Below are 11,026 nucleotides of genomic sequence, written 5' to 3'. Positions count from 1 at the left end.
ACGATGCCCGCAACGCAGGAGTCCCTCGCGCACGAGCTGCGCGAGCGTCTCACGACCGCCGCGCGAGGCGGACCCACCGCGTCGCGCGAACGCCATGTGGCCCGCGGAAAGCTGTTGCCGCGAGACCGGGTCGCACGGGTGCTCGACGAGGGCAGCCCGTTCGTCGAGATCGCTCCCTTGGCCGCCGACGGCCTGTACGGGGGAGACGCTCCGGGAGCCGGAGTCATCGCCGGCATCGGACTCGTCCACGGCCGCCACGTCATGGTGATCTGCAACGACGCGACGGTGAAGGGCGGCACGTACTTTCCGCTCACGGTCAAGAAGCACCTGCGCGCACAGGAGATCGCGCTCGAGAACCGGCTGCCGTGCCTCTACCTGGTCGATTCAGGCGGCGCCTTCCTTCCGAAACAGGACGAGGTGTTCCCCGACCGCGACCACTTCGGACGGATCTTCTTCAACCAGGCGCGGATGTCGGCCGAGGGGATCCCGCAGCTGGCCGCGGTCCTCGGCTCCTGCACCGCGGGCGGCGCCTACGTGCCGGCCATGAGCGACGAGACGGTCATCGTGCGCGGCCAGGGAACCATCTTCCTCGGCGGGCCGCCCCTGGTGAAGGCGGCGATCGGCGAGATCGTGACCGCCGAAGAGCTGGGCGGCGGAGAGCTGCACGCACGGCGGAGCGGTGTGGTCGACCATCTCGCGGAGGACGATGAGCACGCGCTCGAGATCCTGCGCGACATCGTCGCCACACTTCCGCCACCGGCGGCCCCGGCGTGGGAGGTCGCGAGGACGCGACCGCCCTCCGAGACGACGTCGCTCTACGATGCGGTTCCGGTCGACGTGAACGCGTCATACGACGTGCACGAGGTCATCTCGCGGCTCGTCGACGGCGACACGTTCTTCGAGTTCAAACCGGAGTACGGCGCGACCCTGGTCACGGGGTTCGCCCGTCTGCACGGGCATCCGGTCGGCATCGTCGCGAACAACGGGGTCCTGTTCAGCGAATCCGCGCTCAAGGGTGCGCATTTCATCGAGCTGTGCGATCAGCGCGGCATCCCCCTGCTGTTCCTGCAGAACATCACCGGCTTCATGGTGGGGTCCGACGCCGAAGCGGGCGGCATCGCGAAGGACGGGGCCAAGATGGTCACCGCGGTCGCGACGACGAGGGTGCCCAAACTGACGGTCATCATCGGCGGCTCCTTCGGGGCGGGAAACTACTCCATGTGCGGGCGCGCCTACTCGCCGCGGTTCCTGTGGACCTGGCCCGCGAGTCGCATCTCCGTGATGGGCGGCGCGCAAGCCGCATCCGTGCTCGCCACGGTGAAGGAGGACCAGCTGTCCGCACGCGGCGAGTCGTGGAGCGCCGGGGAGCGAGGCGAGTTCGAAGCGCCGATCCGCGAGCAGTACGAGCACCAGGGCGAGCCCTACTACGCCACAGCGCGGTTGTGGGACGACGGCATCGTCGATCCCGCGCAGACCCGCGATCTGCTGGGGCTGGCGCTCGACGTCGTCGCCCGCAGTCCGCTGCCCGAACCGCGCTTCGGCGTCTTCCGGATGTGAGTGCCATGTCGTCACCGACCGTTTCCTTCCAGACCGTCCTCGTCGCTAATCGCGGTGAGATCGCGCGCCGCGTCATCCGCACTCTGCGCACCCTCGGAATCCGCAGCGTCGCCGTGTACAGCGATGCGGACGTATCCGCTCCCCACGTGCGCGACGCGGATGTCGCCGTGCGGATCGGTCCCGCTCCTGCGGTCGAGTCGTACCTGGACATCGATGCCGTGATCGCCGCCGCCCGAGCCACCGGCGCGCAGGCGATCCATCCCGGATACGGGTTCCTGTCCGAGAGCGTCGGTCTCGCCGAGGCCTGCGCCGAGAGCGGCATCGTCTTCATCGGTCCGTCCGTCGACGCCCTGCAGATCATGGGGGACAAGGCACGTGCTCGTGAGCATGTGCTGCGCTACGGGGTTCCCGTCGTCCCCGGCTTCGACGCCAAAGGGCTGTCCGATCTCGAGATCGCCGAGGAGGCTGATCGGGTGGGGTACCCGCTCCTCGTCAAGCCGAGCGCCGGCGGTGGCGGAAAGGGCATGGAGGTCGTCGCGGACGCCTCGGGTCTCCGGGCCGCACTCGCGTCGGCGCGTCGGGTCGCGGCATCCGCGTTCGGGGACGATTCCCTGATCCTCGAGCGGCTCATCCGCCGCCCCCGTCACATCGAGGTGCAGGTGTTCGGCGATGCGCACGGGACGGTCGTCGCCCTCGGCGAGCGCGAGTGTACCCTGCAGCGTCGTCATCAGAAGGTCATCGAGGAGGCGCCGTCCGCGGGGATCCCCGCGCATACCCGCGAGCGCCTGCTGTCCGCCGCGGTGCTCGCCGCGGAGAGCGTCGAGTACGTCGGCGCCGGCACCGTGGAGTTCCTCATCGACGCCGATGCGCCCGACGAGGTCTTCTTCATCGAGATGAACACACGCCTTCAGGTGGAGCATCCCGTCACAGAGGAGGTCACCGGGCTCGATCTGGTCGCGCTGCAGCTGCGCGTGGCCGCGGGGCTCCCCGTGGACGTCACGCCGCGACTGCGGGGGCACGCAGTCGAAGCGCGCGTGTACGCCGAGTCACCCGAACGCGGCTTCCTGCCCTCGACGGGCACGATCCTCCTGTTCGATCCGCCGCCCGGCGTGCGCGTGGATTCCACCGTCGAGACGGGGAGCGAGGTGACCGGGTTCTACGACCCGATGATCGCGAAGGTGATCGCCTTCGCTGATGATCGTGAAACCGCACTCGCCCGGCTCGACGAGGCTCTCGCCCGCACGGTGGTTCTGGGCGTCGAGACGAACATCGCCTTCCTCCGCACGCTCTGCTGCGACCCCCGGGTCGTCGCGGGCGACCTCGACACGGGCCTCATAGAAACGCTGCTGCCGCTCGCCGTCGTACGCCCCTCGCCGGCACAGCTCGCGGCTGCGGCCGATGCCGTCGAGGTGCCGAGCGAGCCGAGACGCACGAGCGATCTGTGGCGCGAGCTTCCGGGCTGGCGGCTCGGGGCCGAGAGCGCGGCTCCGGGAGACTTCGTCGCACTCACGGACGACGACGAGATGGTGGAGGCGCAATCGGCTGCCGGCGCGACTGCCCGGAATCCCCTGCGTGCCGCAGTGGACGCCGACGGGGCGGTGTGGGTCTCCGAGGAGGGCCGCACGGTCCGACTCCGCCCCATCGACCGGCGGCAGCGGATGCGGCGGCGGCTCGCCGCCCACGAGTCGGGGTCGGCGACGACCGAACCCGAGGGACGCGCGCCCATGCCGGGCAGCGTCGTCGCCGTGCTCGTCGCGGACGGGGATCCGGTCGCGGCCGGGGACCCGCTCGTCGCGATCGAGGCGATGAAGATGGAGCACCAGGTGCTGGCACCGCGCGATGGCGTGGTGCATCTGCTGGTTGCAGTGGGAGACCAGGTACGGCGTGACCAACCGGTCGCCCGCGTGACGACGGAGGAGAGCTGAACATGGAAGACCTGACCGAGGAGGAGCGCGAGCTCGCGTCGATGGTGCGCGAGTTCGCCGACACGGTGGTCGCGCCGCAATCGTACGAGGCCGACCGCACGCACACGCTTTCGATGGACGTCGTCTCGCAGATGGGTGATCTCGGCCTGTTCGGCCTGCCGTTCCCCGAGGAGTACGGCGGGCAGGGCGGCGATTACATGGCGCTCGGCATCGCGATCGAGGCGCTGGGGCGGGTGGACCAGTCGATCGCGATCACGCTCGAGGCCGGAGTGAGCCTCGGCGCCATGCCGATCTACCGTTTCGGCACCGAGGAGCAGCGCCAGGAGCTGCTTCCCGATCTGCTGGCGGGGCGAGCGCTGGCGGGCTTCGGCCTCACCGAGCCGGAAGCCGGCAGCGACGCGGGGGCGACCAGGACCACCGCGCGCCTGGAGGGCGATGAGTGGGTCATCGACGGCTCCAAGCAGTTCATCACCAACTCGGGAACCCCGATCACCCGCTTCGTCACGGTCACCGCGGTGACCGGGAACGAGAACGGTCGCAAGGAGATCTCCACGATCATCGTCCCGAACGGTACGCCCGGCTTCACGGTCGAGGCTCCCTACGACAAGGTCGGCTGGAACGCGTCGGACACCCACCCCCTGACGTTCGAGGGGGCGCGGGTTCCGGCGTCGAACCTGCTGGGGGAGCGGGGGAGCGGCTTCCGGAGCTTCCTCAGCATCCTCGATGAGGGCCGGATCGCGATCGCCGCACTCTCCACGGGCGCGGCCGAGGGCTGTCTGGAGGCCGCCGTCGAGTACGCGAAGAGTCGGACGATCTTCGGCGCTGCGCTGAGCACACGCCAGAACGCGCAGTTCACCCTGGCCCGCATGCGGGCTCGGGTGCACACCGCGCGGCTCGCCTGGCATCACGCAGCGCGGCTGCGGGATGCGGGGAAGCCGTTCGCGGAGGCGGCGGCGATCGCCAAGCTCGTCGGCGGGGAGGCCGCGATGGACAACGCCAGGGATGCCACCCAGATCTTCGGCGGAAACGGGTTCATGAACGAGTTCCCGGTCGCCCGCCACTATCGCGATTCGAAGATCCTCGAGATCGGCGAAGGCACGACCGAGGTGCAGCTGCTGGTCATCGCCCGCGGACTCGGACTCGCCGGGTAACGTGGCGATATGACCACGCATGACATCCTCCAGAGGGGGCTGTACTACGAGGAGTTCGTCGTCGACGCCCGTTATCTGCACCGACCGGGGCGCACGGCGACAGAAGCCGACAACGTGCTCTTCACGACGCTCACGATGAACACGCAGGCGCTGCACCTCGACGCGGCATTCGCGGATGCGCAGGACCCGTTCCGTGCGCGGCTCATGAACTCGATGTGGACGCTGTCGACGATGGTCGGCGCTTCGGTCGCACAACTGACGCAGGGCACGCTGGTCGCGCAGCTCGGGTTCGGCGACATCGTCTTCCCGCACCCGCTCTTCGCCGGTGACACCCTCTATACCGAGAGCGTCATCGTCGAGAAGCGGTTGTCATCCTCACGCCCCGGCCAGGGAATCGTCAAGATCGCCCACACCGGACGCAATCAGGACGGCACCGTCGTGGCGACAGCGGTGCGGTCCGTTCTCGTCCACTGCCTCCCGGAAGGACTCGCAAAGTGACTTTCGATCTCGGGCCGGCGCTTCTGTTCTGCCCTGCGGACCGACCGGAGCGCTTCGGGAAGGCGCTGGAACGGGCGGACGCGATCATCCTCGATCTCGAAGATGCCGTCCTGCCGGAGGAGAAGGCTGCGGCACGCCGCAACGTGATCGCCGCGGACATCGATGCCGCACGGGTCGTCGTGCGCGTGAACGCACCGGGGACCGAAGCGTTCACGGCCGATCTCGACGCACTCGCCGCGACGGACTTCCACACGGTGATGGTGGCGAAGACGGAGAGTGCCGAGAGCCTCGATGCGTTCGATGAGCGGTACTCGCTGATCGCGCTGTGCGAGACCGCGCGCGGCATCCATGCCGCCGATCGGATCGCCGCGCACCCCCGGGTGACCGCGATGATGTGGGGCGCCGAGGATCTCGTGGCCTCCCTCGGCGGAACCTCGTCTCGGAATGCGGAGGGCGGCTATCGGGATATCGCCCGCTATGCCCGTGCTCGTGTCCTCCTCGAGTCGGGCGCTCAGGGCAAGGCGGCCATCGATGCCGTGCACATCGACATCGACGACGCCGAGGGGCTCCAGCGCGAGGCGATGGACGCCATCGCATCGGGGTTCCGTGCCACGGCCTGTATTCATCCGAACCAGGTGGCGGCGATCCGGGCCGCCTATCGTCCGGACGACGACACGGTGGCTTGGGCACGCGCGGTGCTCGGGGCTGCGGCGACGGAGCGCGGTGTGTTCCGTTTCGAGGGACGGATGATCGACGAACCGGTGCTCCGGCACGCGCGATCGGTCGTCTCCCGCGTCAGCTGATCAGAGGACCTGCGACTCTTCGAGCAGTCGCAGATAGCCGGGCGCCGCCACGAAGCGGTGTGCGGAGCCGTTGCGCAGGACCTCGCCGTCGCGGGGAAGCGTCCCAGCGGAGACATGATCGATCACGGCTCGGATCACGCCACCGTGCGCCACCACGAGCACCGATTCCGCCTGTGGGGCCGAGCGGCGTCGCGCTTCACGGGCGATCGCGTGGAGCGCCGTGATGGCACGTTCGCCGACCTGCTCCAGCGACTCCGCACCCGGGACCTCGGCGTGCCAGTCGCCGTATGTGGAGATGTAGTCCTCGACGAGCATGCCCTCGCCGTCACCGAACTCGCGTTCCCGGATGTCAGGGACAACGCCGACGACTTCGAGCCCGAGTCTGCCGGCGATAATCTCCGCCGTCTCCTTGGCGCGCAGCAGCGGGCTGGTGTAGACGGCGTGGTGCGTGCTCGAGGCAAGGCTCTCTGCTGCCCTTCGCGCGTCTTCTCGCCCGGTCTCGTTCAGCGGGATGTCGGTCGATCCCTGGATTCGTCGAGCGAGGTTCCAATCGGTCTGGCCGTGGCGGATGAGGGTGAGGTGGGTCACGAGAGCAGTTCCTGGAGTGCGGGGAGCACGTCGCTGGTGCCTGCGGCGATGGTGACATCGGCCCAGGGGTCCGCACGCGTCGGCTCGCGGTTGACGATGATCAGAGGGATGTTGCGGCGTCTGGCGCGCTCGACCAGGCGCACGCCGGAGTTCACGACGAGGGAGGAGCCGGCGACGATGAGGGCGGAGCTGGAGCGCAGGAGCGATTCCGCCGCACGGAATCGGTCCAGCGGGACGTACTCGCCGAAGAAGACGACGTCGGGTTTCAGCATGCCGCCGCACACGGTGCACTCGGGCACGATGAACCCTTCGGTGGATTCGGGGAGGACGTCGCCGTCCGGGGCGAGTGCCACGTTCTCCGGGATGGTGATCCAGGGGTTCCGCTCCTCGATCTGCACCGCGATGTCGCGGCGGTCGAAGACCTGCCCGCACTGCAGGCAGAACACGCGACGCATCGTGCCGTGCACTTCGATCACGTGCGAGCTCCCGGCCCGCAGATGAAGCCCGTCGACGTTCTGGGTGATGACGCCCGACACCTTTCCGGCGGCCTCGAGCTGCGCGAGCGCGAGGTGTCCCGCGTTGGGTTCGGCCCGCGCGAACGCGCGCCAGCCGAGGTGGCCGCCGACCCAGTAGCGTCGTCGTGCCGCCTCGTCGCCGAGGTAAGTCTGGATCGTCATCGGGTCGCTGCGGGTTCTGGCACCTTCGCCGCGGTAGGCGGGTATCCCCGAATCGGTGGAGATGCCGGCGCCGGTCAAGAGGGCGATGCGCCTGTCGCGCAGCAGCTCGGCGGCGTGGGCGATGGTGGCCGACAGCTCGGCGGTGTTCGAGACGCTCACAGGACCTCCTCGAGCAGTCTACGGCGTGGGGGTGGGGCCGGGCCCCCGCGCAGCCCCCTGCAGCGCGCGGTCGTCGTCGAGGCAGGTGCGGGCAATGGCAGAGTGGATGCATGCGACTGGTGCCTGTGACCGAAGCCGACGATCCGCGCCTCGACGACTACCGCGGCCTAACCGACACGGCGCTGCGCACAGTCCGGGAACCGGCGGGCGGGCTGTACATCGCGGAGTCGACGAAGGTCATCGCCCGTGCGGTGGCAGCCGGGCACCGTCCGCGTTCCGTGCTGGTGCAGGAGCGCCGTGTGGACGACATCCGCGGGATCGTCGGCGAATTCGAGGTCCCGGTGTACGTCGTCCCGGATGATGTGGCCGAGGCGGTGACGGGTTTCGCCGTGCACCGCGGCACGATCGCGTCGATGCATCGGCCGGAGCTGCCGACGGTTCGACAAGTGATCGAGGGCGCCTCCGTGGTGCTGATCCTCGAGAACATCGGCGATCACACCAACGTCGGTGCCGCGTTCCGTGCGGCGGCGGGCCTCGGCGCGGATGCCGTGCTGGTGTCGCCGGGCGGCGCCGACCCGCTCTACCGGCGCAGCGTTCGAGTCAGCATGGGGACCGTCTTCCAGGTTCCGTGGACGCGCATCACCGACTGGGATGAGGCCGTCGCAGACCTCCATGCCGCGCGCTTCGACATCGCCGCGTTGGCTCTGCGCGACGACGCCGTGTCACTCGATGCCTATGTGGCCGACCGCCCCGAGCGTGTCGCACTCGTCATGGGCTCGGAGGGTGACGGGCTCTCCCGAACGGTGATGGACCACGCCGACACGATCGTCACGATTCCGATGTCCGGCGGCGTCGACTCCCTCAACGTCGCCTCCGCCGCCGCCGTCGCGCTGTGGGCGGTGAAGGTCTGACCCGTGGTCAGTCGCGCTCCGGGAAGATGATCGGGGAGGGCTCGGGACGCTTCGCGGCCACGTTGTCGCCCGACGACTGGTGGCGCAGCCGCCGCAGAACCCAGGGCATCAGGTGCTCGCGCGCCCACCCGAGGTCCTCGCTCCGCGCCTCGCGCCAGGTCCGCATCGGGTAGGGCTCCGGCTGCATGGCCTCGAGGTCGTTCGGCACGTTCAGGGCACGGAGCACCATGCGCGCGACCTCGTGGTGGCCGAGCGCGTTGTAGTGCAGCCGGTCGTCGTCGAAGAACCGCATGTCCTGGACGACCTTCAGGGCCCACTGATCCGCGACGATGCAGTCGTGGCGCTCGGCGATCGCGCGGATGTTCTCGTTGTAGATCGCGACCTTCCCGCGGAAGGCACGGAACACCGGCGTGAAACCCGTATCGATGCCGGTGAACAGGAGGACGGCCGCTCCCGTCGATGACAGGCGCGCCACGGCATCCTCCAGCTGACTCGCGATGGCGTCGGGGTCGGTGCCCGGGCGAATCACATCGTTTCCGCCGGCGCAGATCGAGACGAGGTCGGGACGCAGTTCGACGGCCGGTTCGATCTGATCGGCGACGATCTGCGCGATGAGCTTCCCGCGGACGGCGAGGTTGGCGTAGGCGAAGTCGTCGACCTGGGCGGCGAGCACCTCCGCGACCCGATCGGCCCAGCCGCGGTGGCTGCCCGGGTGCGCCGGATCCGGGTCTCCGATGCCCTCCGTGAACGAGTCTCCGACGGCGACGAAACGGCGCCACGGGTGGGCGGTCTCGTTGGGAATGTACGGGGTCCGAGTCGAATCCTGGTCGGTCATCCAGCTCTCCTTCGCGAACGTCTGCGGGGCGGCGATGGCCGCAGCGCAGTGATCGAGCCTACCCGCAGGTGAGGTCCCGGGGGAGGGGCACGCGCGAGAAGCGCCGTACGTGCGACAGTGTCCGCAGCACCGATTATCGTGGAGTCGATGCTCTCTCCGTCCTTTCCCCAGCGTGCCCCTTGGGGAACCGCAAGCAAGCTGCGCGCCTGGCAACAGGAGGCGCTGGAACAGTACTTCGAAGCCGATCAGCGGGACTTCCTCGTCGCCGCGACACCCGGTGCAGGCAAGACCACTTTCGCCCTCACCCTCGCCGTGGAGCTCATGCGCATCGGCGAAGTGAACCGCATCATCGTGGTGGCGCCGACCGAGCACCTCAAGACGCAGTGGGCGGATGCTGCGGCGCGCGTGCACATCCGGCTCGACCCGCGATTCCGCAACAGCGACTGGGCGCCCGCACGTCACTACCACGGTGCCGTCGTCACCTACGCGCAGGTCGCAGCGAAGTCGTCGGTGCATCGGCATCTGACGGAAGACGCCAAGACACTCGTGGTTCTCGACGAGGTCCACCACGGTGGGGACGCGCTGAGCTGGGGCGACGCCATCCGCGACGCCTATGGCCCCGCGAAACGCCGACTGCTGCTCTCCGGAACGCCGTTCCGCAGCGACACGGCGCCGATCCCGTTCGTCGAGTACCACCCCGACGAATCCGGTGCTCGCGTCTCGCGCACCGACTACAACTACGGCTACGGTCGTGCCCTCGCCGACGGGGTCGTTCGCCCCGTGCTCTTCCACATGTACGCGGGCAAGATGCGCTGGCGCACCACCACCGGCGACGAACTCGAGACGCACCTGGGTCAGGACAACACGAAAGACGTGACGTCGCAGGCCTGGCGCACCGCGCTCGATCCCGAAGGCGAGTGGATGCCGGCCGTGCTGTCGGCCGCCGATCGCCGTCTGACCGAGATCCGCCACCACGTTCCGGATGCCGGCGGCCTCGTGCTCGCCACCGATCAGACCGTTGCGCGCGCGTACGCGAAGATCCTGCACAGCATCACGGGGCAGCAGCCGACGATCGTGCTCTCCGATGACGCGACCGCCTCGGAGCGCATCGAGAAGTTCAGCGCGAACGACTCCCGATGGATGGTCGCGGTCCGCATGGTGTCCGAGGGGGTCGACGTGCCGCGTCTCGCCGTCGGCGTCTACGCGACATCGTCGTCGACCCCGCTCTTCTTCGCACAGGCGATCGGTCGATTCGTGCGGGCCCGTCGTCGGGGCGAGGCTGCCAGCGTGTTCCTGCCTCAGGTGCCCGTGCTCATGGGCCTGGCGAACGAGATGGACAAGCAGCGCGACCATGCGCTCGACCGGCAGTCGAAGGAAGAGGACGGACTCGACGACTCCCTGCTCGAGAGCGCCAACCGCGAAGAGGAGACCTCGGATGCGCTGACGCAGGAGTTCAGCTATCAGGCACTCTCCTCGGTCGCGCACTTCGACCGCGTCGTCTTCGAGGGCCAGGAGTTCGGGCAACTGGCCGAGCCCGGAACCCCCGAAGAGGAGGAGTTCATCGGTTTTCCGGGCCTCCTCGAGCCCGAGCACGTGCACGAGCTGCTCATGCAGCGCCAGTCGCGACAGTCCCGGCTGCGAGAGGCGCGCGAAGCCTCCACCGGGCCGACCGAGACGACGACGCTTCCTCCGCCCCTGCACCGCACGCTCAAGGAGCAGCGGCAGCTCCTGAACAGTCTGGTCGGCCTCTATGCCCGGCAGAAGGGCGAGCCGCATGGCGCCGTACACGCAGAACTCCGGCGCATCTGCGGGGGACCGGCTGTTGCTCAGGCGACCGTGACGCAGCTGCAGTCGCGTATCGAGGTCCTGCGTAAGCGCGTACGCTCCTGAGCGATCGTCCGCGGTCCCGCCCGTCGGCGGTG

At 69.0% G+C, this 11,026-nt stretch carries 10 protein-coding genes; 7 read left to right on the top strand and 3 right to left on the bottom strand.

From position 1 onward, the window contains the following. Nucleotides 1–3: 3 nt before the first annotated feature. Genes AC6CHX_RS02805 through AC6CHX_RS02785 form a run of 5 tightly spaced genes read left to right on the top strand, consistent with a single transcriptional unit; the run spans nt 4 to nt 5,934 of the window. Nucleotides 4–1,557 (top strand): carboxyl transferase domain-containing protein, encoded by a 1,554-nt coding sequence (locus tag AC6CHX_RS02805; protein WP_498271558.1) that lies wholly within the window; start codon nt 4–6, stop codon nt 1,555–1,557. Between the two features lie 5 nt (nt 1,558–1,562). Beyond that, nucleotides 1,563–3,482, top strand: a complete 1,920-nt coding sequence (locus AC6CHX_RS02800) for an acetyl/propionyl/methylcrotonyl-CoA carboxylase subunit alpha (protein WP_498271557.1) — start codon at nt 1,563–1,565, stop codon at nt 3,480–3,482. 2 nt (nt 3,483–3,484) lie between these two features. Further along, complete coding sequence (locus AC6CHX_RS02795; protein WP_498271556.1) at nt 3,485–4,633, top strand: acyl-CoA dehydrogenase family protein; 1,149 nt, start codon at nt 3,485–3,487, stop codon at nt 4,631–4,633. 9 nt (nt 4,634–4,642) lie between these two features. After that, nucleotides 4,643–5,131, top strand: a complete 489-nt coding sequence (locus tag AC6CHX_RS02790) for a MaoC family dehydratase (RefSeq protein WP_498271555.1) — start codon at nt 4,643–4,645, stop codon at nt 5,129–5,131. Next, a complete protein-coding gene (locus AC6CHX_RS02785; protein ID WP_498271554.1) occupies nt 5,128–5,934 on the top strand; it encodes an HpcH/HpaI aldolase/citrate lyase family protein in 807 nt (268 codons plus the stop codon). Before AC6CHX_RS02790 ends, AC6CHX_RS02785 begins: the two co-directional genes overlap by 4 nt. On the opposite strand, the gene AC6CHX_RS02780 is transcribed toward AC6CHX_RS02785, so the two are convergent. Further along, on the bottom strand, nt 5,935–6,522 hold the full coding sequence (locus AC6CHX_RS02780; protein ID WP_498271553.1) for a histidine phosphatase family protein: 588 nt from the start codon (nt 6,520–6,522) through the stop codon (nt 5,935–5,937). Continuing rightward, a complete protein-coding gene (locus AC6CHX_RS02775; protein ID WP_136043894.1) occupies nt 6,519–7,358 on the bottom strand; it encodes a Sir2 family NAD-dependent protein deacetylase in 840 nt (279 codons plus the stop codon). Before AC6CHX_RS02775 ends, AC6CHX_RS02780 begins: the two co-directional genes overlap by 4 nt. 110 nt (nt 7,359–7,468) lie before the next feature. Here AC6CHX_RS02775 and AC6CHX_RS02770 point away from each other — a divergent pair, with 110 nt between their 5' ends. Beyond that, entirely contained in the window at nt 7,469–8,269 is an 801-nt protein-coding gene (locus AC6CHX_RS02770) for a TrmH family RNA methyltransferase (RefSeq protein WP_498271552.1), read from the top strand. Between the two features lie 7 nt (nt 8,270–8,276). On the opposite strand, the gene AC6CHX_RS02765 is transcribed toward AC6CHX_RS02770, so the two are convergent. Next, nucleotides 8,277–9,104, bottom strand: coding sequence for an SGNH/GDSL hydrolase family protein (locus AC6CHX_RS02765; protein WP_498271551.1), 828 nt, complete (start codon nt 9,102–9,104; stop codon nt 8,277–8,279). A 147-nt stretch (nt 9,105–9,251) separates the two neighbouring features. Between AC6CHX_RS02765 and AC6CHX_RS02760 the strand changes: the two genes are divergently transcribed. Beyond that, on the top strand, nt 9,252–10,994 hold the full coding sequence (locus AC6CHX_RS02760; protein ID WP_136043897.1) for a DEAD/DEAH box helicase: 1,743 nt from the start codon (nt 9,252–9,254) through the stop codon (nt 10,992–10,994). The last annotated feature ends 32 nt before the right edge of the window (nt 10,995–11,026 follow it).

The sequence above is a fragment of the Microbacterium sp. GQ128 genome (assembly GCF_059758615.1).
This window is presented reverse-complemented; position numbering and strand designations above follow the sequence as displayed.